This window comes from Halolamina sp. CBA1230 (genome assembly GCF_002025255.2).
Lineage (GTDB): Archaea > Halobacteriota > Halobacteria > Halobacteriales > Haloferacaceae > Halolamina.
In genome coordinates, this window is sequence record NZ_CP054587.1 from 308739 (window position 1) to 329477 (window position 20739).

Sequence of the window (20739 nt, forward strand, 5' to 3'; positions counted from 1 at the left end):
GATGGTCGACGGCGTCCCGGACCCCACTGGCGCGCTGGACACGCTCGGGCGCGAACTGCTCGCGGAGCTGGTCGCGATCCCCTCGCAGTCGGGCGAGGAGGCCGACGCGGCGGCCCACCTCGCGGGCTTTTTCGCGGAGCACGGGCGCGAGGCGTCGATCGACGACGCCGGCAACGTCCGTGCTCCGGGGGACGAGTCGGTGCTGCTGACCTCCCACGTCGACACGGTGCCCGGTCAGATCCCGGTCCGCGTCGAGGACGGGGACGAGGAGCTGGGCGTCGACGGCCCGGTGCTCTGGGGGCGCGGCAGCGTCGACGCGACCGGCCCGCTGGTGGCGATGGCCGTCGCGGCCGTCGAGACCGGCGTCTCCTTCGTCGGCGTCGTCGGCGAGGAGACCGACTCCCGCGGCGCGCGCCACCTGATCGAGGCCCGCGACGCGCCCGAAGCCGTGATCAACGGCGAACCCTCGGGCTGGGACGCGATCACGCTGGGGTACCGCGGCATCGTCGGCGGCGAGTACGCCGTCTCGACGGCCGCGAGCCACGGCGCCCGTCCGGACGCGAACGCGATCGACCACGCGACCGCGTGGTGGGAGCGCGTCCGCGACGCCGTCGACGCCGCGAACGAGGACGTGGAGCCGGGCGGGTTCGACACGATCACCGCCACCGCGACGTCGATCGACGGCGGCCTGAGCGACGACGGCTCGACCGTGGCGGCGTCGATGGCGACGCGGTTCCGCGTGCCGCCGAGCGAGACGCCCGAGTCCGTGCGCGAACTCGTCGACGACTGCCGCCGCGAGGGCGGGGTCTCGTGGGGGCAGTCGATCCCACCGCTCGTCGCTTCGCCCCGCAGCACGCCCGCGGCGGCGCTCCGCAAGGGAATCCGCGACGCCGGCGGCGAGCCGACCCACCTGCACAAAACCGGCACCGCCGACGCGAACCTCTACGCCGACGCCTGGGACGTGCCGGTCGTCACCTACGGCCCCGGCGACGCGGCGCTGGACCACGCGCCCGACGAGCGCCTGCCGCTCTCGGAGTTCGATCGCGCAGTGACCGTCCTGACGACCGCCTGCGAAGGGCTCACCGACTGACAATCCAGACCGATGTACGACAACGACACCGCGACTACGTTCCCGACGGACCTGCTCACGATCGACCAGCTCTCGCCGGCGGCGCTCCGGCGGCTGCTCGACCGCGCGGCCGCGATCAAGGCCGGCGAGGAGCCCGCTCGGCTGGACGACCGGAGCGTGGCGATGGTGTTCGAGAAACCCTCGACGCGGACTCGCACGTCGTTCGAGGCTGGCGTGACCGAACTCGGTGGCCACCCGACGTTCCTCGGTCAGGACGATATTCACCTCGGCCACGGCGAGCCGCTGAAGGACACCGCCCGCGCGCTCTCGCAGTACGTCGACGCGCTGGTGGCGCGGCTGAACAGCCACGACGACCTCGCGGAACTGGCCGCCCACGCCGACGTGCCGGTCGTGAACGCGCTGACCGACCGCGCACACCCCTGCCAGACGCTCGCGGACCTGCTGACGCTGCGGGAGATCGCGGCCGAGGAGGGGGGAGAACTGCAGGACCTGACGCTCGCGTGGGTCGGCGACGGGAACAACGTCGCGCGCTCGCTCGTCGTCGGCTGTGCGCTCGCGGGCGTGGAGCTACGCGTCGCGACCCCCGAGGGGTACGGCGTCGACGACGAGGCGCTCGCGGCGGCGGCAGCGGCCGACGGCGAACCAACCCTGTTCGATAGCCCCGGCGCCGCCGTCGCCGGTGCGGACGTCGTCTACACCGACGTCTGGGTCAGCATGGGCGACAGCGAGGCGAAAATCCCCGATTTCGAGGGGTTCCAGGTCGACGAAGCGCTGCTCGGCGACGCGAAGCTGATGCACTGTCTCCCCGCGAACCGCGGGCAGGAGGTGACCGACGGCGCGCTGGAGAGCGAGCAGTCGGTGGTCTGGCAGCAGGCCGGCAACCGCAAACCGACCCAACAGGCGCTGCTGCTGGAACTGATAACCGGCAGTCGGTAGCGGCTCTCGCGGTCAGTCCGACGCGGGCGATGTGGGTTACGTGCCGACGCGATCCCGGATCCGGGTGAAAACGTAGCTCAGACAGAAGTAGAGGGCGAGCAGAACGGTCAGCCCGGTGATGTACGTCATCAGCGACGAGTATCCCCACGTCTGCGTCCAGATATCGATCAGCGACCAGGTAATTGCCCAGCCCAGTACAGCGGTGGTTACGATAGTTACCGCTTTCACCCGTATCGAGTCGTGGTCGGTTGTCGTCGCCCACAGGTCTTTCAGTGACGCTAACGAGGAAGCCATTAGTTGAAACCAACTATCCTAGGGTGAAAATAGTTCTGCCGTGGGGCGACCGAACTGTCACGCAACAGAAACTATTGCAGCGATCTCAGTCGCGTTATTACGAGACCTGCTCCTCTCTCGCGTTTCGCGGGCGGTCTGGACGGTGAATCCGTGGGACGGTCGGCTCACGCCCCCTCGAACGGCGGGGGGACGTGCTCGCCGGGTGGCAGTAGCGGCGTTCAGGCCGCGACGTCGCCGGCCATCTCGACCGCCTCGTCGACGCCGACCTCTTCGTCCAGTTCGGCGAGCCGGGAGAGCAGTGCCTCGACACGGGCCTCGGTCGGCTCCCGTCCGGCGCGTTCGAGCAGCGTCCGGGCCGCACCCGCGCCCGTACTCGCGCCGAACAGGAGCCGTCGTTCCCCACCGAACCGCGCCGGGTCGAACGGCTCAAACGTCGACGGCTCGTCGAGCATCGCCGCGGTGTGGAGCCCCGACTCGTGGGAGAACACCTCGTCGCCGAGCAGCGGTTTCGTCGGTGAGACGTCCTCGTCCAGCGTCTCCAGCACGCGTCGGGCGACGGGGAGCAACGACGGCTCGTCGACCGCGAGGTCGATCGGCTCCACGCCGACGGCGGCCGCGGCGACGAACTCCTCGGTCGCCGTGTTCCCGGCACGCTCGCCGATCCCGCCGACGGAGACGTCGACTTTTCCCGCACCCACGCGGCCCGCCGCCAGCGCGTTCGCCGTGCCGACGCCGAGATCCTCGTGGAAATGAACCCCGACGGATCCGAGATCGGTGTCGAGGTCGGCGAGGAACTGCTGGACGCCCGCCGGCGTCCGCGAGCCGACCGTGTCCGCGACGGTGTACCAGTCGGCGTCGACGGCCGCGAACAGGTCGTCGAGGTGGCGGGGATCGGTGCGGAACCCGTCCATCGCGGTCAGGTGGACGTCGGCGTCCCCCGCCCGCGCGAGCGCCGCAGCCTCCCGGACGGATTCGACCATCGACTCCCGGGAGGAGCCAAGCACGGCATCGAGCTGTCGGTCGCTGGTCGGCGCGAACAGGTCGACCACGTCGACGCCGGCGTCGAGGGCGGCCTCGACGTCGCCCGGAACCGCGCGGGCGAGCCCCGTCACGTCGGCCGCCACGTCGAGTCGCTCACAGACCTTTCGGGTCCGCTCGCCGGCGACGGGGAACCCGATCTGGAGGAAGTCGGCGCCGAGTTCGTCGAGTTCGCGGGCCGCCGCCACCTTCTGGTCGACCGTATACTCGACGCCGGGGCGCTGCTCCCCCTCCCGAAGGGTCAGATCGAGCAGTTTCACACTGCACCCTCCTCCCGGAGCCGCTCGCGCTCCTGCTCGTCGTAGCCCAGCGCCTCGAGCACGGCGTCGGTGTCCTCGCCGAGCTCGGGCGGGTCGGTGTTCTCGACCCGTTCGAAGCCAGTCGAGCGCGCGGGGTAGCGGGGCACGTCGATATCGCCGCCGTCGCCCTCGGTCGCGCGGACCGTCCCGAGCGCGTCGGTCTCCCGGAGGTGGCGGTCGTCGACCACGTCCTGTGTGTCGTTGATCGGCGCGACCGGAACCCCGGCCTTCCGCAGCCGCTCGATCAGCTCCTCGGCGTCGAACTTCCCGCAAGCCGCGCCGACGCGCTCGTTCAGTGCGTCGCGGTTGGCCCGCCGGTCGTCGAGCGTGGCGAAACGCTCCTCCTCGTGGAGGTCGGTGTCGAGCGCTTCACACAGCGCCTCCCACTGCCCCTGCGAGGAGGGGCCGACGAACACCCACTCGTCGTCGGCGGACTGGTAGGCGTCGTAGGGGGCCCAGTTTGGGTGGCCGGCGCCGATCGGTTCGGGCACCTCGTCGTACGCCTGCGTGTACGCCAGCCAGTACCCCATCAGCGAGACGGTGCTCTCGTACAGCGGGACGGTGACGTGCTGCCCCTCGCCGCTCGCGTCGCGCTGGCGCACGCCGCCGAGCACCGAGATGGCGCCGTACAGCGAGGCGGCCATGTCCGCGAGGCTGGTGCCACACCGGACGGGCGGCTGGTCCGGATGCCCCGTGACGCTCATCACGCCCGAGAGCGCCTCCGCCACGGGGTCGAGCGCGGGGTACTCCTGGTAGGGCCCCTCGTTGAACCCCTTGATCGAGCAGTAGACGAGCTCGTCGTTCACCTGCTTCATGTCGTCGTAACCGACGCCGAGCCGGTCCGCGGTGCCGGCCGCGAAGTTCTCGATCAACACGTCAGCCTCCGCGACCAGATCCTCGAACACCGCGCTCCCCTCGTCGGATTTCAGATCGAGGGTGACGCCCAGCTTGTTGCGGTTGACGTAGTTGAACGAGGCGTTCCCGGTGGGCGAGGAGTCACGGACAGCGTCGCCGCCGTTCGGATGCTCGACCTTGATCACCTCGGCGCCGAGGTCGGCCAGCAGCATCGAGCAGAACGGGCCGGCGATGATGTGGCCGAGTTCGAGCACAGTCACGTCCGAGAGCGGTCGGCCCTCGGTGCCGGGGAGTAGCCCCGGCACGACCCGGCCCCCGTCGGCGCGAGGTCGGTCTGGCTCGGACTGTGCGCCGTGCGTTGGATCATCGTGGCAGGTCATTGCGGGGGAGTAGTGGAGGTGACGAGTTCGTCGCCGTGGCAGATGGTCTCGCCGTCGCTGTCGAACACGAACGCCTCGGCGGCGTCGAAGCCGACCGAGAGCTCGTCGCCGGGTTTGACGTCGCCGACGTCCTCGTCGACGATGTTGACGTGGGTGCCGGCCACGCTCGTCCCGTGGATCACGAACTCGGTGCCGAGCTGTTCGATCACGTCGGTGACAACCCGGATACGGTGGTCGCCGTGATCCGGCGAGAGGTACTGTGGACGGATCCCGACCGTGACCGAGTCGCCGACGCGGTCGTCGAACAGCTCCGGCGGCGCCGGGATCTCGAACTGCTCGCCCACCAGCGCCGGGCCGTCGTCGCCCGCCTCGACGGTCGCGGGGAGCGTGTTGGTCGAGGGTGTGCCGATGAACTCCGCGACGTACTGGGAGACCGGGCGGTCGAACAGATCCCCCGGCGGCGCGAACTGTGCGAGGCGACCCTCCTCGAGCAGGAGCACGTGGTCGCTCATCGTCATCGCCTCGGTCTGGTCGTGCGTGACGTACACCATCGTCGCGTCCATCTCCTTGTGGAGGCGCTGGACCTCCACCCGGAGTTCGGCTTTGAGTTTGGCGTCGAGGTCGGACATCGGCTCGTCGAGCAGGAGCACGTCGGGGTCCTGGACGAACGCGCTGCCCAGCGCGACGCGCTGCTGCTGGCCGCCGGAGAGCTCCGAGGGCATCTTCTCCAGCTGCTCGGTGATCTGGAGCGTCTCGGCAGCCTCGTCGACGGCGGCGTCGCGCTCCGCCTTCGAGACGCCGGCGACTTTCAGCCCGTACGCGATGTTCTCCCGCACGCTCATGTGTGGGTAGAGCGCGATCGACTGGAACACCATCGCGGCGTTGCGGTCCTGCGGGCGCACCTCGGTCACGTCGCGGTCGCCGAAGTGGATGGTTCCCGAGGTCGGGCTCTCCAGGCCGGCGATCATCCGCAGCGTGGTGGTTTTCCCGCAGCCGGAGGGGCCGACGATGGTCGTGAACGACCCCTCCGGGATCTCGAGGGAGAGGTCGTCGACGGCAACGTGGGTCGTTCCGGCGGTGTGGTACTCCTTACAGACGTCGTCGAGTCGTATCGGTCGTGCCATAGTTATTCGAGGCCTCCGACGTTGAAGCCCTGCAGCAGGTAGTTCTGGAGGAACAGTGCGATCGCAAACGGCGGCAGCGACATCAGCACCGCGGCCGCCATCGTCTCCGACCAGCCGATGGTCACTCGGTCGAGGAACAGGCTGGCGCCGACGGTGATGGGGTACATCTCCTGTTGGCTCATCACCACCCGCGCCATCGTGAAGTCGTTCCACGCGACCGAGAACGCGAAGATCGCGGTCGCGATCGTGCCGGGCCGCGCGACCGGGAGGACCACCTCCCAGAGCGTGCGGGTCCGACTGGCGCCGCGGATCCACGCCGACTCCTCTAGCGCGATCGGCACCGTCTGGAAGTACTGCCACATCAACCAGATGCCGAACGGCGCGGAGATACCCGTCAGCGCCATCGTCAGCGCGAAGTAGCTGTCGAGCAGCCCCAGCGTGTAGAAGATCACGTACAGCGGGATCGCGAGCACGATCGGGCTGAACATGTACGCGAACAGCACCGCCCGCGCCGCCACCGTCTTCCCGCGGAAGTCGAACCGGGTCAGGCCGTAGCCCGCCGCGACCGACAGCGCCGTCGCCAGCAGCGTCGACGACGCCGTGACGACGAAGCTGTTGAACAGGTACCGGGGCGTGCCGGTCTCCGTGAACAGCAGCACGAAGTTGTCGATCGTGACCGAGTTCAGGAGGAGGTTCACGTCCCCGCCACGGAACGTGGTCGCCGACGGCTGGAACGCGATGGCGATCATCACGTACACCGGGATGCTGACGAAGATCGAGACCAGCAGCGCCGTGAGGATCACCGCAACCCGGCGCACCCGCTCCTGGGTGTGCTGGCTGACGTACGTCCCCGCGGCGCCCTCGCCGATACCGAACATCAGGCGGTCACCTCCTTCTCGGGCTTGAACGCCCAGAAGTAGACGACGGCCGTCGACGCCAGCAGCAGGAACATGATCCCCGCAAGCGCCGTCGCCGCCGCGAAGTCAGTCTCGAAGAAGGCCAGCTCGTACACCCGGATCGGGAGGGTAGTCGTGGCGTTCAGCGGTCCACCGCTTGTCGCGAGGTAGATGATGTCGAACTTGTTGAACATCCAGATCCCCCTGACGAGGATGATGATCAGGACCGCCCCACGGAGCTGCGGGGCGGTGATGTCACGGAACGCCTGCCACGTCGACGCCCCCTCGACGCGAGCGCGCTCGTAGAGGTTCGGGTCGATCGCCTGCAGCCGGGCCAACAGGATGAAGAAGGCGAACGAGCCGTACTTCCAGACGCTGGCGACGACGACCGCGGGCATCGCCCACTGCAGCGACGAGAAGAACGACAGCGGCTCCTGGATCAGCCCGTAGTCGAGCAGGAACTGGTTCACCGCGCCGACGTTGGGGTCGAGCAGGAACGTCCACATGAAGATGACCACCAGCGTCGGCAGCAGGTACGGGAAGATCATCATCGTCCGCAGCGCGTTCCCACCCTTGATCTCGCGGTTGACCACCAGTGCGAGCCCCAGCCCCAGCGCGAGGCTGAGAAGCGTCGAGGAGAGCGCGTAGAGGACGCTGTTGAGCAGTGCTTTGCCGAATATCTCCGAGGAGAGAACCTGTGCGTAGTTCGCGAGCCCCGCGAACTCCGCAGCCCCGGTCGGGTCCGAGAACAGGCTCATCCCCAGCGCGTAGCCGATGGGAACACCCCAGACGAGGACGAAAAACAGCGTGAACGGGACGAACGTCGCGAGCAACAGCAGCCGCTTCTCGTCGAACTCGCCGAGGCGCCCCTGCAGCGCACTAACTGCGGACATCGAGGAGCGTTACTCCTCCTGAAGCCCGCGGAGCTCTTCTGCCACCCAGTCGACGGTCTCCTCGGGTGAACGGTTCCCCACGATGAGCTGTTCGGCCGACTGGCCGAACAGCTGTTCGCTGTAGGCGTTGGCGGCGGTGAGGTTGGGCGCACCCTCGTCGCCGGTCGCGAGCACCGTCGTGAACGCGTCCCAGTTGTTCCGGACCAGATCCACCGCCTCCTGGTGCTCCGACAACACCTCGTTCTCCTGCATCGCGTCGCTGTTCATCAGCTCTTCCGTCGGCGGCCACTGGAACAGCGGCGCCGACAGCACGAAGTCGAGGAACCGCTCGGACTCGCTGAAGAAGCGCGTGAACTCCTGAGCGCCCTCGGTGGCCTCGCCGTCGCTCCGGACGACGTGGCCCTCCATGTACGCCCACCACTTGTCCTGCTGGCCGCCCTCCGGCATCGGGTAGGCCGTCGGTGTGAGGTTCTCGACCAGATCGGGTCGGTTCTGACGGATCGTCAGGATCGGCAGGCCGCCGACGGACATCAGCGCCGCGGCGTTGCCCTGCTGGAGCGCCTGCGTGCCGTCGCCCCACTCCCAGCCGGAGCCGTTCGGCGCGTACTCGTTGATGTTCTGGAGCCACTGGTACGTCTCGACGGCCCGTTCGCGGTTCCCTCCCTGATCGATCGTGACCTCGATGTCGTCGGAGGGGCCGCTGTAGATGTCCACGTTGTTCTGCCAGAGGTACTGGGTCGCGGACGTGTCCGCGTTGTTGGTCTGGCCCGTCGGGACGACGAAGCCGTTGATGTCCTCCTCCTCGCTGACCCGCTGGGCCTCGCTGAGCCACGTGTCGAACGTCGTCGGGTTCTCCTCGTAGAGGTCGTTACGGTACCACCCCATCAGCGGTTCGACCATCGTCGGCGCGAAGTACGATTCGCCGCCGACGTTGACCGGATCCGGGAGACCGACGTCCTGGACGGCCTCGGTAACCGTCGCGAGGTTGCCGTTCTGCTGGTACCGGTACGCGTCGGCGGACGTGTCGAACACCAGATCCGGCGGGTTCCCCGCCGCGAGCATCTGCTGGAGCTCCTCGTCCGTCGACGTCCCGCGCGAGGTGTACGTTACCTCGACGGTGTAGTCGAACTCGTTCTCGAACTCGGTGATGATGTCGTCGACGACATCACTGGAGTCCCCTCGGTCCGAGAGATACCGGATCGTGTTCTCTCCGCCGCCGCCACCGCCCAGGCAGCCCGCGATTCCCAGCGTCGCTGTCGCCCCAGCGGCGCCGGCGAACCGTCGGCGTGTGAACTGTTTGCGTGCCATGTCTTCTATAACCATAGTTCGGGATGGTTGGCTTTCCCGCCTACACTCGTTGGCTCTTTAAGTGCTAGTCGGGTCGGAAACCTGCTCGTCCTCCAGCATGAACGCCGCCTCGTCGGGGGTGGGTTCGTCACTCCGGTCGCCACGGCTGAGCGCGTCGGAGAGCAGCGCCCGTTCCGCCTTCCGGAGGTGTTCGAGGAACGTGGAGTGAGCGATGTCGAGCTCGTCGGCCAGCGTCTCCGCGTCGACCTCGCGGGGCCACTCGTAGTACCCCTGTCGGAGCGCGGTCGAGATCACCTCCGATTGGCGTTCGGAGAGCATGCTGTCGGGTTCGAGGTACGGGGTGAGTCGGCCGAGCCGGACCGTGCTGATGGCTCCGAGCTCCTCGATCATCTTCCGAAGGTCCGCCCGCCGGTACACCACCACGTCGAACACGCGCTGATCGCCGCTGACCTGATCCCGGCCTTCGAGCATCCCGTGGTTCTCGCGGATGATCGGGAGCGCGCCACAGGCGTGCTTGGTCACCGCCAGCCGGCTGTCCTCGAGCCGGTCGAGCTCGATCACCTCCTCCGACGCTCGGAGCGCCGACGCGATCTCGTCGATCCGGTCCCCGGCGTCGAGCACGAACCGCACCCTGTCGCCGCCGATCACCTCCTCGCTGCTGACGGCGAAGGAGACGTTCCACTCGTCGGTCACGCGGCTGAGGATACAGTTCGCGTCGAGCTTGATGTAGATCTTGGCACGGTACATGCCCGGGCGGAGGCAGTAAACGTACTTCAGTCTTGGTACCCGTTCACGACGCACAGGCGTGGTACTGACCCACACATATATGTTCGAGCACCCGTAACGGGCACGCTGGAGATAGCGATGGCGACAGGCAAGGTTGCGTTCTTCAACGACACTGGCGGGTACGGCTTCATCGAGACCGAGGACGCGGACGACGACGTGTTCTTCCACATGGAGGACGTCGGCGGCCCCGACCTCGAGGAAGGGCAGGAGGTGGAGTTCGACATCGAACAGGCAGACAAGGGTCCGCGCGCCACGAACCTGAAGCGGCTGTAGTCGGCGCCGCGGAGCGATCGATTTTTTCGATGCGCTCAGTCCAGATAGGCGACCGTGACCTCGTGGTCCGTTGCTGGCGGGAGCGTGATCCGGTCCCGGAGTCGCTCGTCGACGCGCTCGCGCCACCGCTCGACCGCTCGCTGGTGGGCTTCCCGGTGGCGGTCGAGGTCGTACTCGCCGGCCTCGCGGAGTCGGTCCTCGGTTTCGTCGACGTCCGGGAACGCCGGCGGGTCGGCGACGAACGTCGACGGCGGAACGTGAATCTCATCCTCGCCGGCGTCCTGGTGGGCGACGTGGAGGCGCGCACGCATCCGGCCGGAGAACGGGGCGACGACACGGAGAACGGTCGGCTCGCGGCCGCGCTCCCGGGCTTCGAACGCCGCGAGCACGTCGTCGCGGTGGACCGCCAGCGAACTGATCCGGCGGGCGTCCGTCGCCCCGTCGGTCACGTCGCGCGGCGCTGCCGGTCGAGTTCGCCGCCGCAGTCGGGACAGGCTGCGCGGTAGGAGAGGTTACTCACCGTCCGGGCACACTCCGCACAGACGAACTGGGGACCGACCATCGAGTAGCTCTGGTGGCTCTATTGTGGTAAATGTTGGCATAGGTGTGCTACACTCCCTCACTCGCCGTTCTTCACGCGTCGGCCACAGGGTCGACGGCCGTTGCCAAAACCCTTAGCGCGCTCCCGCTCCGAGAACGGGTGATGGGTGACGACGAGCCCCAGGCGGCCACGTGTCGTGTGGGGCAGCAGACGACCGACGGACACTCGACGGCGCCTCACGCCGCCTCGTTCGACTGTTTCGGTACCCTCGTCTACCTCCCACGCCCGAACTCCCCGGCCGCGGCGATCGCCGAGGAGCTGACGGCACAGGGTATCGAGCTCCCGGCGGACTGGGCGGCGGCGTACACCGAACCCCATCTCGATCGAGCCGAGGGGGCCGAACTCTCGCTGCCGAACCACGCCCGCGCGGCGCTCTCCAGTCGCGGCGTGGACGCGCCACAGTCCGTCGTCGAGGCTGCCGTCCTCGACGCCTTCGACCGCGAAGCGGAGATACTGCCGGGCGCCGTCGAGACGCTCGACGCAGTCGACACCCGGGCCGGCGTGCTCTCGAACTGTTCGATCCCCGGACTCGTCCCGCGAACGCTCTCCCAGGTCGATCTGTTCGACCGGTTCGACACGGTCGTCACGAGCGTCGAGGTCGGCTGGCGCAAACCCCACCGGCGGGCGTTCGCGGCGGTCGCCGACGAGCTCGACGTCGCCGTCGACGCGCTCGTCCACGTCGGCGACAACCGCGAGGCCGACGGTGGGATCGAGCGCTACGGCGGCCGCTACCGCCACGTCGACGGCGACCTGACGGGGCTTGCCGAGCGGCTTGCCGACGCCGTCACGGGGTAACGCCGGCGACGGCGCCGCGTGGGAACCACTAAGGCGCTGGCCCGCCCGAGTCGGCGCATGACCGACGACCCCACCGGACCGCTCGAGGGCGTCACCGTGCTCGACGCCTCGCGCGTGCTCGCCGGCCCGTTCTGCGGGATGCAGCTCGGCGACCTTGGCGCCGACGTGATCAAGGTCGAACGACCCGACGGCGGCGACCAGACCCGCCACTGGACCCCGCCCGCCTTCGGCGACGACGTTGCCTCCTACTACGCGAGCATCAACCGCAACAAGCGCTCGATCACGCTGAACCTCACCACGGAGGACGGCCGTGAGGCGTTCCGCGACCTCGCAGCGGAGGCCGACGTGCTGCTCGAGAACTTCCGAGTCGGGAAGGCGGCGGAGTGGAACCTCGACTACGAGACGCTCAGTGAGGCGAACCCGGGGCTGGTGTACTGCTCCATCACGGGGTACGGCCAGACCGGCCCGAAGGCCGAACGACCGGCGTACGACCTGATGATGCAGGCGGAGGGCGGGATGATGAGCATCACCGGCGAGGAGGGCCGCCCGCCCGTGCGGGTCGGCGTCGCCGTCGCCGACCTCGCGGCGGGGATGTACGCGACCCAGTCGGTGCTCGCGGCGCTGTTCCGTCGCGAGTTCGACGGCGGCGCGGACCGAGCAGGCGCGCCGGACGCCGAGAAATCCGGTGATCGGATCGACGTCGCGCTGTTCGACGCGCTACTGGGCTGGCTCTCCTACATGGCGACCGACGCGTTCGCCTCCGGCGAGGCGCCAGAGCGGATGGGCTCGCGCCACCCCAATATCGCGCCGTACCAGGCGTTCGAGGCCGCGGACGGCTACGTCGTCGTCGCCTGCGCGAGCCAGGCGATCTGGTACCGACTCTGCGAGGCGATCGACCGGCCGGACCTCGTGGAGGACTCGCGCTTCGAGACCAACGAGAAACGCGTCGACAACCGCGACGAACTGGAGTCGATCCTCACCGACGCGTTCGCCGACAGGACCGTCGACCAGGTGGTCGACCTGCTCCGGACCAACGACGTGCCGGTCGGCCGGATCCGGGACGTGCTGGAGGCGTTCGACGACCCGCAGGCCGAGGCGCGGGGGATGCGTCAGCGCGTTACCCACCCGACCGCGGGCGAGATCGAACTGCCCGGGTCGCCGATGCAGTTCGCGGAGTACGCGGCAACGGCGCGGCGTCACCCGCCGCTACTTGGTGAGCACACCGAGGAGGTGCTGGCGGAGCTGGGGTACAGCGAGAACGAGATCGATCGACTGCGGGAGGAAGGCGCCGTCTGAACCGCGGTTCGGGGGCGAACGCGACTCTCATTCTTCTTCTTCGTCGTTGTCGTCTTCGTCGCTACTGTTGGTCCCGTTCGTGTTGCACGTCGACTTCTCTTCGACCTCTACAGTCACGGTGGCGTCGAGCCCGTCGGTCACGACGACCGTCACCACCTCGTCGCCGAACGCGTTGAACGTGTCCCGATCGCCGGAATCGATACTCCTGCCGAACTGCTTCTCCTTCTCGCTCGAGTGTGCGGAGTCGCCCGCGGCGATCTTCTCGACGGTGAAGCTATCGGAGAACTGGTTCGTGACGGTGACGCGCACTGGGTTCGCGCCGTTTCCGTTCTCGTTCCCGTTCCCGTTGCTCTTCTCGCAGACGGAGACACCCACGTACGCGTTCTCGGAGTCGACGACGTTGATGGAGACGCCACGGTCGGCGCTGACGCTCGTGAAACCGAAGCTGCCGGTAACGAGCATCGTCGCGGCGAGGACCGCGAACAGTACGCTGACCGTGCGTCGGGGGTTCATTCTTTCCTGAGCTCGGGGGGCTTGTCGGACTCGCCGATACGCTGGCCACGTGCGAAGTACGTGTGGGCGACGGCGGAGACGGCGAACATCGCGGTGATCGCGGTGGCCCACGCGGCGTCCGGGAACAGCACGAACGGCCACGCGTCGAGCCACACGGAAGCCGTGAGCGCGGCGGCGACGCCGGAGAGCCCGAGGTAGTAGACACTCCAGGGGATCTCGTTCCCCTGGACGACCTCCATGTACACCTCGATATCGTTGAGGGAGGCGGTCGGCTCGACCACCCCCCGGTTCTTGTTGAACTCGACGATCCCGGCGTCGTCCATCATCGGCAGGTGTGACTGCTGGAGCGCTGTGTACACTCGCTTGCGCTCCTCGTACGACACCTCCTCGACGTCGACGTCGTACTCCCAGGCGGCCACCTGCTCGGCGACGTCACCGATCTCAGCGGCGCCATCCGTCGCCTCCAGCGCGTGGACCGCGTACCGACGACGACGGTTCGATAGCACCTCGAACAGTTCGTCGTCGGAGAGGCTCGGCGACTGCTCGCCCTCAACCGGATCCGTGGTCACGTCGCCGGCAGCCTCCCCTTGCTGCTGGCGCGGAGTTGTGGATGACACATCGAGAGTGTTAGCACAGTGGCACATAAAGCCATTGTATAGTTTAACAGACCAGTAGGACCACTGTAATTCGCTCGAGCGACGAATATGGGGTATTTGGGAGCTAAAACCGAAGATTTCTGAATAGCGTTCTTGGAAGGTAATATGATACAAACGCGCTGACGCCGCCTGATATCGGGGGGTCAGGACGGGATTGTTGTATCGAAACGGGAGTTCAGGAAACGTCTGACGCGTATTCCTTTTCTGATAGTTTCGGTCGGCCGCTGTTCCGGGGTCCGCCCTGATCCCTGGATCGACCAGTTCGATCACGTCGAGCGCCGAACACCGAACCCTCCCCGGGTACGTCGATGGGTGACGCCAACCGATGTTTCTGGACGGGTCTGCCGACTACCGGACGCCTCGATCCGCGGGAAACCGCAGCGACAGGCTCCCCCTGAACCGACTCAGAGGTGCCAATACTACGGTACTTGCTGTTCAAAGACAGGTCACGCTCGGTCCACGTAGCTACACGAGCATGATCGATAGTGAACCGCCGAACGCTCACCCTCGTCGTCGCACTCGTCCTCGCGGGAACGCTCACGTTCCCGTCGGCAGCAGCGCCGCTGTTCGACGGTCCCGTAGACAGCCTCGGCAGCGACGTGTCGCTCGCGCCGAGCAGCGACTACACGTATCTCGACGCCGACGACGAGCTGGTCGTCGACCTCTCGGCGTCGAACCCCCACCTCGACGGCGAGGGGGTCAACCCCGATAGCCGGACGACGATCGACGACGTGTTCCGGGTTCAGTACAACGGCTCCCAGTACGCACACGTCTGGCTGACTCACGGCTCCGACACGGTGACGTTCGCCGTCGACGGCGAGCCGATCCAGTCGCAGGCGACCAACGTGACGCTGGCCCCCAACGAGTCCGTCTCCGTCTCGATGACCGTCGACACGACCGACGGCGTCGACGGCGGCCTCGTCGACGGCATCACCGTCCACTCGCGGGTGGCAGAACCCGAGCCGGAAGCGACCGTCGAGGAAACCGGGGAGTTCGGCGCCGCCACGCAGTCCGTCGCGCCGACCGAGGGCTCACGGCGGTTCACCGCGCTCAGCACGGAGCCGGGTCAGCCCGTCGAGTTCGGGGCCGCCCCCCTCGAACTCGATCGTGTCGGCGAGGCGACGCTCACCTTCGACGGGCTCTCGGCGACGAGCCCGAACCGGTCGTTCTCGGTGACCGCCGACACTACGGGAACGGGGGCGGCGCGGTCGCTAGTCGTCGACGCCGGCGCCGAGCCGCTTGGCGCGGTACGGATGACCGTGACCGAGGGGAACGTCTCCCGGGCCACGATGCGGTTCAGCGTCTCGGAGTCGTACTTCGAGAGCCGTGGCGTCGACCTCGCGAACCTCACGGTGTACCGCCACTCGGACGGCGAACTCTCACAGCTCCCCGTCACGGCGACGGGGGAACGCGACGGCCGGCTGACGTTCGAGGCGGAGACGCCCGGCTTCTCGACGTTCGTCGTCGCCGCCCAGCGACCGCGGCTCGAACTGGCGGACACGATAGTTGAGCCGACCACCGTCGCACCCGGCGAGGCCGTCGCGGTGAACGCCACCGTCGCGAACACCGGCACGGCGGCCGGCGAGCGAACCGTGGCGGTGGCCGTCGACGGGACCGTCGTCGCCGAACGGACGGTCAGGGTACAGGCCGGCGAGAACGAGACGGTCTCCGTCCCGGTCGTCCGGAACGAGACCGGCGAGTACGCGGTCAGCGTCGACGACACCGACGCCGGGACGTTCAGCGTCGCCGCCGAGAGCACCGCGACGCCGGCATCGAACGACGACACCCCGTCGACGGATCGAGCCACCGAGACCCCGATCGGCGAAGCCAGCGGGTTCGGACTCCGCCCGCTGGCCGGCCTGCTGGGGCTGCTGATCGCCGTCGCCGCGACGCTGATGCTGGCCCGGCGGACGCCGCGGCCCTGATCTGGAGGTAGCCTTTTGCCGTTCAACAACGACCGCTGACGTATGGATCGACCGGACGGCTCCTTCTTCGCGGCGCTGCGTGCGGCCGTCCGGCTCCGGGACTGCCTCGTGCTGGCGGTCGTGCCCGCGTTCGCCGTCGTCGCCTTCGCGCTGCCGGTCGCGCGCCGCGAGTCGCTCGCGTTCGCGTACCGCGATCCGTCGCTGGTCACCGCCTACACCGCGCAGTTCGTCCACTTCGATATCGCCCATCTCGCGGCGAACGTGCTCGGCTACGTGTTAGTCGCGGGGTTCGGCTACGCCCTCGCGGCGCTCGCTGGCTACCGGCGGCTGTTCGGCGTCGCCGCGGTAACGTACCTGCTGGCGTTCCCGCCGGCGCTGTCGTGGCTGAACCTCGCGATCCCCCGGAACGCCGTTGGCTACGGGCTGTCGGGGCTAAACATGGCGTTCGCCGGCCTGCTCGCGCTCGTGCTCGTCGCGTACGCGGGCCGGCTGGACGATCGAGTTCGCGTCCGGCACGCCCCCGGCCTGTTCTTCGCGGTCGTAGCGCTGATCGCGCTGCTCGCGCCACGGAACGGCGGCGTTCCGGGCGTCGGTGCCGCGAGCGCGCTCGTCGCCGTCGGCTACGTGGTCTCGGCACGGCGTTGGGCCGCCGGCCGTTCGCGTGGTGGGAGCGTTCCCCTCCACCGCCGTGCCGGCTGGTTCGACGCGCTGGTGCTCGGCGTCGTCACGCTGTTCGGCTACCAGTTCGTCGGGTTCGCGAGCCTCGCGATCCACGACGGGATCGTGAACGTTTACGTCCATCTCCTGGGTTTCTGTCTGGGGTTCATCGTCCCCTACACCGCGCTCGCGGCCGGCGTCGTCGACGCCGACCGAGGGTTTTTGTCAGACTAACTCCACCCCTCTCGTGACCGGATGACTCCTCGACGATTCCTGACGATCAGTGCGGAGGTGGCCGTGGCGCTGATCGTCGCCTCCCTGCTGCTCGGGCAGGTGCTCGGGACGCCCGTGCTGCTGGGGTACGTCGAGACCGGGAGCATGGAGCCGACGCTCGAACCGGGCGACGGGTTCGTCGCGATCCCGGACGCCGTCGCGGGCGACGTCGAGGAGGGCGACGTGATCGTGTTCCGCGCCGAGGAGCTTCAGGGCGGGGGGTTGACGACCCACCGCGTCGTCGGGGAGACCGAACGGGGGTACGTCACACAGGGAGACGCGAACCCGTTCACCGATCAGGACGGCGACGAGCCGCCGGTGAAGGAGGGGCAGATCGTCGCGAAGGCGCTCCAGATCGGCGGCAGCGTTGTCGTGATCCCGAATCTCGGGACGGTGGTCACGGGGCTCCAGAGCTCCTTCGGCGCGATCCAGCAGCGCCTCGCGGTGCTCACCGGCTCGCGGGCGCTGCTCGGCACGCAGGGGATCGCGTACGTCCTGCTGGGGCTGTCGGCGCTCCTCTACCTCTACGATCTCGTTGTCGGCGGCGGGAAGCTCCGGGATCGAGAGCGCGATCGTGACCGTGATCAGGGGATCTCCCCGGAGCTGGTCGTCGCCTTGCTCGCCGCGGTACTCGTGGCGTCGGCGACGGCGGCGATGGTCGTGCCGGCCGGCACCCAGCAGTTCGGCGTCGTGAGCGCCGAGTTCGCCTCGGAGAATCCGACGGTGATCCAGCAGGGCGAGTCGTCGACGATCCCCTACACCGTCCCCAACGCCGGTCTGATCCCGGTCGTGGCCTACCTCGAACCGGGGAGCGAGGGAGTCGCGGTCTCACCCGAGCGCGTCCGGGTCGCCGGCAGGGGGGAGGCCACCGTCGACATGACGCTGTCGGCGCCCGACGAGACGGGGTACTACCGTCGGTTCGTCACCGAACACCGCTATCTCGCGGTACTCCCCGGCGATATGATCGACGCGCTGTACGAGACCCACCCGTGGCTCCCGATCGTCGTCATCGACGCCGGCCTCGCGGGCGGGGTCGCACTGCTGGGGCTGCTGGTGATGGGTGGCCGCCGTGTCAGAGTCCGGAAACGCGAGTCCCGGCACGATCGGTCGACTTGGCACCGGCTGCTCCGGTATCTCACGCGATGACGGTTCGTTTCGAACGACCAATAGGTCTATGTAACGGCATCCCACAGGGATGGACATGACCGAGGGGACGAGCAGGCTCCGGGTACGTGCGCTCGTGGCGTCGTGGTTCGCCGTGTTGGCCGCCGTACTGGTCGCGCTCGCGGTCGTCGGCGGTGCCGCGGCGTACACCGCCCACGTCGACCCGGGGACCGAGACCGAGCAGGTCGAGCGGACCCACTGGCGGGCCGACGGGGCGTTCCACCACAGCGCCGAGGTGACCCGCGAGAACCCCGTGTTCCCGGTCGGGTCGACGCTCTCGAACCGTTCGACGTACTACGCCGAGCCGGCGCCGGTGCTGGACGGCCAGTTCGTGCTGACGTACACGGGGGCTGACGCCGAGCCGGCGGCGGTCGACCTCGACGCCGCGCTGGTGATCCAGTCGAGCGCCGACGGCGAGGTGTTCTGGTCCGACCGGCGTTCGCTCGACACAGTCAGCGCCGAGTCGGTCGCGCCAGGGGAGTCGGCCCGGATCGAGTTCTCGCTGAACACGACCGAGGTGGCCGACAGACAGTCGTCGATCCAGGAGAGCCTCGGCGACACCGGCGGGGAGCTCTCGACGTTCGTGGCGGTGACCGGGACGGTCGCCGGGAGCGTGGACGGCCAGCCGACCGAGCGCTCGTTCACCCACCGGCTCCCGATCACCGTCGGCGGGTCAACGTACACTGTCGGCCCCGAGGAGGCGGGGAGCGAGCCGGTGACGACGACGCGGACGGTCACAACGCCCCGGGAGTACGGCCCGTTCTGGTCGATCGGCGGGCCGCTGCTGGCGCTGCTGGGGGTGAGCGGGCTCGCGGCGCTGGTCGTCGGCCGCCGGCGGAACGGGTTCGCCCTCTCCGAGGCCGAGCGCGACCTGCTCGATTTCCGCGAGGAGCGCGCGGAGTTCGACGAGTGGGTCGTTCGGGCCCGGCTCTCGACCGAGTTCGACGACCGGGCCCGCGCGGACGCGGAGTCGCTCGGTGACGTCGTCGACTTCGCGATCGACGCGGACACCGGCGTGATCGAGGACCCCGACACGGGGCTGTTCTACGCGGTCGCCGAGGAGCTGGTCGTGGTGTACGAACCCCCGGCGCTCGCCCGGCAGGAACTGCGCGCGGACGACGATGACGAGACGGCGGCGTTCCTCGGCGACGGCGTGACGATGGCCGACGAGGGGGATGGCGACGGCGAAGCGGCTAACGGCGAGGCGGCTGACGGGGCGCCGACGGACGAGCAGGACGAGGACGAGCGCTCGGCCGGGGCGGAGTCACCGCCGCCCCACCAGTCGTCCGAGGAGTGAGGGGACTGACCGAACCGTGCTACTCCGCGACGAACCGCGTCTCCTCCTCCATGTACAGCACTTCGCCGGCGTCCTGATCCGAGAACTCCTCGGCGTCGGCCAGCAGCGCCTCGCCGGCCTCGGAGTCGAACGCGGCGCCGAGAGTTTCCATGTCCTCGAAGTACACCTCCGCGACGCCGTCGTAGACGCTCTGTTCCGGATCGGTGGGGTGGGAGGTGACGTAGCGCTCGACGCCCGGCAGCTCCTCGACCAGCGGGACGTGTTCCTCCTCCCAGTGGGTCAGGAACTCCTCGTAGCTGAGTGACGCCTTCCGCACCAGCAGCACGACCATCTTGACCATGCGCCGCAGTGTGACTGGCGCCGCCTTCGATCTGTCGGTTCCGAGACCGATCCCGTCGCCTTCGGTCGATCGTTACCGGAGCCCGACCTTTCAAGTAGCTCCGCGTCAGTTGTTGACACACTCAAAATGCCCGCTTCGTACGGTCTCGCGCCGGAGGTAGAGGGTGAAGTAGCGGCCTGCAGCGGCGCGTTCGGCTGTGCCGAGGCGCTCGCGGGCTCGATCGTCGCGCTCGTGCTGTGGGCCGGGCTCTCGACCGGCCTGCTGTTCGCCCCGCGGGCGAACGTGCGGGCGGCCCGGGAGGCGATCCGCGCGGAGTACGAGGCGATCACCGCCGAGCAGGACGCGCTGTCGGCGTTCGCGTCGCGGGTGAAACAGCTCTCCGCGGCCGGGCCGACCTCGACCGTCGAGGGCGGCGGGGTCGGCGTCGTCGGCGCGACGAAGGGCGGCTCCGGCGGAATGGCGCAGGTGCGGGAGGCGTACCGCGAGACGGTGATGGACGTCGACCACTACGAGCGCGACTACGGGGAGTCGTTGCCGGTCAGCCTCGCCAAGGAGTTCGGCGACGGCGTCGCCGGCGCGGTGCTGGCCAACGACACGCTCTCCCCCCAGGTCAAGCGCGCGGTGATCGCGAGCGTCGACGAGGGCCACACCCGGCGGGAGCGGTATCTCGATACGCTCGACACCGAGGCCGAGCGCCTCGCGGAGGCGGGCGAGGTGCTCGAAAGCGCCGCGTCACGCTCCGAGGCGGTCGACGGCGACCGACTCCGTCGGCGGTCCTTCGAGGAGCTGCAGGAGCGCTACGAGCGACTGGACGCGGAGCGTGACTCGCTGGAGGCGACGCTCGAACGCCGGCAGGAGCAGATCCAGGAGGGCGTGACGTTCGGCTGGCAGCGCCGCGACAGCGAGTCGGTGTACCGCTACCTCTACCGCGATGTCGACGCCACCTACCCCGTGCTCGCCGACGGCACGCGCGTGCTGGCGCGGATGGACGAGGTCGAGAGCCGCCTCACGACCGCGCTGACCGCGCGGGTCTGAGCGGCGGTCGGCAGC

At 68.7% G+C, this 20739-nt stretch carries 23 protein-coding genes; 10 read left to right on the forward strand and 13 right to left on the reverse strand.

The window, feature by feature from the left end; all coding sequences use genetic code 11:
* The first annotated feature begins 1 nt into the window (after position 1).
* Positions 2-1090: a [LysW]-lysine hydrolase gene (locus B4589_RS01595; RefSeq protein WP_079232617.1), complete on the forward strand. Its 1089-nt coding sequence runs from the start codon at positions 2-4 to the stop codon at positions 1088-1090.
* A gap of 12 nt (positions 1091-1102) precedes the next feature.
* Positions 1103-2026, forward strand: coding sequence for an ornithine carbamoyltransferase (gene argF, locus B4589_RS01600; protein ID WP_079232618.1), 924 nt, complete (start codon positions 1103-1105; stop codon positions 2024-2026).
* 36 nt (positions 2027-2062) lie between these two features.
* On the opposite strand, the gene B4589_RS01605 is transcribed toward argF, so the two are convergent.
* From B4589_RS01605 to B4589_RS01640, 8 genes are all read right to left on the reverse strand, one after another.
* Positions 2063-2320, reverse strand: coding sequence for a hypothetical protein (locus tag B4589_RS01605; RefSeq protein ID WP_079232619.1), 258 nt, complete (start codon positions 2318-2320; stop codon positions 2063-2065).
* A 218-nt stretch (positions 2321-2538) separates the two neighbouring features.
* Complete coding sequence (locus tag B4589_RS01610; protein WP_079232620.1) at positions 2539-3618, reverse strand: LeuA family protein; 1080 nt, start codon at positions 3616-3618, stop codon at positions 2539-2541.
* Positions 3615-4817, reverse strand: coding sequence for a CaiB/BaiF CoA transferase family protein (locus tag B4589_RS01615; RefSeq protein ID WP_394353841.1), 1203 nt, complete (start codon positions 4815-4817; stop codon positions 3615-3617). Before B4589_RS01615 ends, B4589_RS01610 begins: the two co-directional genes overlap by 4 nt.
* A gap of 71 nt (positions 4818-4888) precedes the next feature.
* A complete protein-coding gene (locus B4589_RS01620; protein WP_079232622.1) occupies positions 4889-6016 on the reverse strand; it encodes an ABC transporter ATP-binding protein in 1128 nt (375 codons plus the stop codon).
* Between the two features lie 2 nt (positions 6017-6018).
* Positions 6019-6885 carry a carbohydrate ABC transporter permease gene (locus B4589_RS01625; RefSeq protein WP_394353856.1) on the reverse strand — a complete coding sequence of 289 codons (867 nt, stop codon included), beginning with the start codon at positions 6883-6885 and terminating at the stop codon, positions 6019-6021.
* 8 nt (positions 6886-6893) lie between these two features.
* Entirely contained in the window at positions 6894-7805 is a 912-nt protein-coding gene (locus B4589_RS01630) for a carbohydrate ABC transporter permease (protein WP_079232624.1), read from the reverse strand.
* Between the two features lie 9 nt (positions 7806-7814).
* A complete protein-coding gene (locus B4589_RS01635) occupies positions 7815-9113 on the reverse strand; it encodes an ABC transporter substrate-binding protein (RefSeq protein ID WP_255246113.1) in 1299 nt (432 codons plus the stop codon).
* Between the two features lie 57 nt (positions 9114-9170).
* Positions 9171-9860 carry a helix-turn-helix domain-containing protein gene (locus tag B4589_RS01640; protein WP_079232625.1) on the reverse strand — a complete coding sequence of 230 codons (690 nt, stop codon included), beginning with the start codon at positions 9858-9860 and terminating at the stop codon, positions 9171-9173.
* A 117-nt stretch (positions 9861-9977) separates the two neighbouring features.
* Here B4589_RS01640 and B4589_RS01645 point away from each other — a divergent pair, with 117 nt between their 5' ends.
* Positions 9978-10172: a cold-shock protein gene (locus B4589_RS01645; RefSeq protein WP_079232626.1), complete on the forward strand. Its 195-nt coding sequence runs from the start codon at positions 9978-9980 to the stop codon at positions 10170-10172.
* A gap of 35 nt (positions 10173-10207) precedes the next feature.
* Here the strand turns inward: B4589_RS01645 and B4589_RS01650 are convergent, their stop codons facing one another.
* Positions 10208-10621 carry a hypothetical protein gene (locus B4589_RS01650; RefSeq protein WP_079232627.1) on the reverse strand — a complete coding sequence of 138 codons (414 nt, stop codon included), beginning with the start codon at positions 10619-10621 and terminating at the stop codon, positions 10208-10210.
* Positions 10618-10734 (reverse strand): hydrogenase maturation nickel metallochaperone HypA, encoded by a 117-nt coding sequence (locus B4589_RS18020; RefSeq protein WP_217920473.1) that lies wholly within the window; start codon positions 10732-10734, stop codon positions 10618-10620. The genes B4589_RS01650 and B4589_RS18020 overlap by 4 nt, the downstream gene beginning before the upstream one ends.
* Before the next feature lie 141 nt (positions 10735-10875).
* Here B4589_RS18020 and B4589_RS01655 point away from each other — a divergent pair, with 141 nt between their 5' ends.
* Entirely contained in the window at positions 10876-11568 is a 693-nt protein-coding gene (locus B4589_RS01655) for an HAD family hydrolase (protein ID WP_079232628.1), read from the forward strand.
* Positions 11569-11625: 57 nt separating this feature from the next.
* Entirely contained in the window at positions 11626-12864 is a 1239-nt protein-coding gene (locus B4589_RS01660; protein WP_079232629.1) for a CaiB/BaiF CoA-transferase family protein, read from the forward strand.
* 27 nt (positions 12865-12891) lie between these two features.
* Here B4589_RS01660 and B4589_RS01665 read toward each other — a convergent pair whose 3' ends face one another.
* Together B4589_RS01665 and B4589_RS01670 are read right to left on the reverse strand one after the other, a co-directional pair.
* On the reverse strand, positions 12892-13377 hold the full coding sequence (locus B4589_RS01665; RefSeq protein ID WP_079232630.1) for a hypothetical protein: 486 nt from the start codon (positions 13375-13377) through the stop codon (positions 12892-12894).
* Positions 13374-13946: a hypothetical protein gene (locus tag B4589_RS01670; protein WP_079235137.1), complete on the reverse strand. Its 573-nt coding sequence runs from the start codon at positions 13944-13946 to the stop codon at positions 13374-13376. Before B4589_RS01670 ends, B4589_RS01665 begins: the two co-directional genes overlap by 4 nt.
* Before the next feature lie 572 nt (positions 13947-14518).
* On the opposite strand from B4589_RS01670, the gene B4589_RS01675 reads away from it, so the two are divergent.
* The 4 genes from B4589_RS01675 to B4589_RS01690 are packed head-to-tail and all read left to right on the forward strand — an operon-like array spanning position 14519 to position 19349.
* Positions 14519-15958, forward strand: a complete 1440-nt coding sequence (locus B4589_RS01675) for a PGF-pre-PGF domain-containing protein (RefSeq protein ID WP_079232631.1) — start codon at positions 14519-14521, stop codon at positions 15956-15958.
* A 42-nt stretch (positions 15959-16000) separates the two neighbouring features.
* Entirely contained in the window at positions 16001-16849 is an 849-nt protein-coding gene (locus B4589_RS01680) for a hypothetical protein (protein ID WP_079232632.1), read from the forward strand.
* Positions 16850-16870: 21 nt separating this feature from the next.
* On the forward strand, positions 16871-18034 hold the full coding sequence (locus tag B4589_RS01685) for a signal peptidase I (RefSeq protein ID WP_079232633.1): 1164 nt from the start codon (positions 16871-16873) through the stop codon (positions 18032-18034).
* Between the two features lie 55 nt (positions 18035-18089).
* Positions 18090-19349 (forward strand): DUF5305 domain-containing protein, encoded by a 1260-nt coding sequence (locus B4589_RS01690; RefSeq protein ID WP_079232634.1) that lies wholly within the window; start codon positions 18090-18092, stop codon positions 19347-19349.
* A gap of 19 nt (positions 19350-19368) precedes the next feature.
* Here B4589_RS01690 and B4589_RS01695 read toward each other — a convergent pair whose 3' ends face one another.
* Positions 19369-19689: an EthD family reductase gene (locus B4589_RS01695; protein ID WP_079232635.1), complete on the reverse strand. Its 321-nt coding sequence runs from the start codon at positions 19687-19689 to the stop codon at positions 19369-19371.
* A gap of 126 nt (positions 19690-19815) precedes the next feature.
* Here B4589_RS01695 and B4589_RS01700 point away from each other — a divergent pair, with 126 nt between their 5' ends.
* Positions 19816-20724: a hypothetical protein gene (locus tag B4589_RS01700; RefSeq protein ID WP_176330487.1), complete on the forward strand. Its 909-nt coding sequence runs from the start codon at positions 19816-19818 to the stop codon at positions 20722-20724.
* Positions 20725-20739: the final 15 nt, after the last annotated feature.

What these genes read in the sequence shown, in the direction of transcription:
- B4589_RS01595 (WP_079232617.1), top strand. Translation starts at nt 2, where the DNA reads ATGGTCGACGGCGTCCCGGACCCCACTGGCGCGCTGGACACGCTCGGG.
- argF (WP_079232618.1), top strand. Translation starts at nt 1,103, where the DNA reads ATGTACGACAACGACACCGCGACTACGTTCCCGACGGACCTGCTCACG.
- B4589_RS01605 (WP_079232619.1), bottom strand. Translation starts at nt 2,320, where the DNA reads ATGGCTTCCTCGTTAGCGTCACTGAAAGACCTGTGGGCGACGACAACC.
- B4589_RS01620 (WP_079232622.1), bottom strand. Translation starts at nt 6,016, where the DNA reads ATGGCACGACCGATACGACTCGACGACGTCTGTAAGGAGTACCACACC.
- B4589_RS01630 (WP_079232624.1), bottom strand. Translation starts at nt 7,805, where the DNA reads ATGTCCGCAGTTAGTGCGCTGCAGGGGCGCCTCGGCGAGTTCGACGAG.
- B4589_RS01635 (WP_255246113.1), bottom strand. Translation starts at nt 9,113, where the DNA reads ATGGCACGCAAACAGTTCACACGCCGACGGTTCGCCGGCGCCGCTGGG.
- B4589_RS01640 (WP_079232625.1), bottom strand. Translation starts at nt 9,860, where the DNA reads ATGTACCGTGCCAAGATCTACATCAAGCTCGACGCGAACTGTATCCTC.
- B4589_RS01645 (WP_079232626.1), top strand. Translation starts at nt 9,978, where the DNA reads ATGGCGACAGGCAAGGTTGCGTTCTTCAACGACACTGGCGGGTACGGC.
- B4589_RS18020 (WP_217920473.1), bottom strand. Translation starts at nt 10,734, where the DNA reads ATGGTCGGTCCCCAGTTCGTCTGTGCGGAGTGTGCCCGGACGGTGAGT.
- B4589_RS01655 (WP_079232628.1), top strand. Translation starts at nt 10,876, where the DNA reads ATGGGTGACGACGAGCCCCAGGCGGCCACGTGTCGTGTGGGGCAGCAG.
- B4589_RS01660 (WP_079232629.1), top strand. Translation starts at nt 11,626, where the DNA reads ATGACCGACGACCCCACCGGACCGCTCGAGGGCGTCACCGTGCTCGAC.
- B4589_RS01665 (WP_079232630.1), bottom strand. Translation starts at nt 13,377, where the DNA reads ATGAACCCCCGACGCACGGTCAGCGTACTGTTCGCGGTCCTCGCCGCG.
- B4589_RS01680 (WP_079232632.1), top strand. Translation starts at nt 16,001, where the DNA reads ATGGATCGACCGGACGGCTCCTTCTTCGCGGCGCTGCGTGCGGCCGTC.
- B4589_RS01685 (WP_079232633.1), top strand. Translation starts at nt 16,871, where the DNA reads ATGACTCCTCGACGATTCCTGACGATCAGTGCGGAGGTGGCCGTGGCG.
- B4589_RS01690 (WP_079232634.1), top strand. Translation starts at nt 18,090, where the DNA reads ATGACCGAGGGGACGAGCAGGCTCCGGGTACGTGCGCTCGTGGCGTCG.
- B4589_RS01695 (WP_079232635.1), bottom strand. Translation starts at nt 19,689, where the DNA reads ATGGTCAAGATGGTCGTGCTGCTGGTGCGGAAGGCGTCACTCAGCTAC.
- B4589_RS01700 (WP_176330487.1), top strand. Translation starts at nt 19,816, where the DNA reads ATGCCCGCTTCGTACGGTCTCGCGCCGGAGGTAGAGGGTGAAGTAGCG.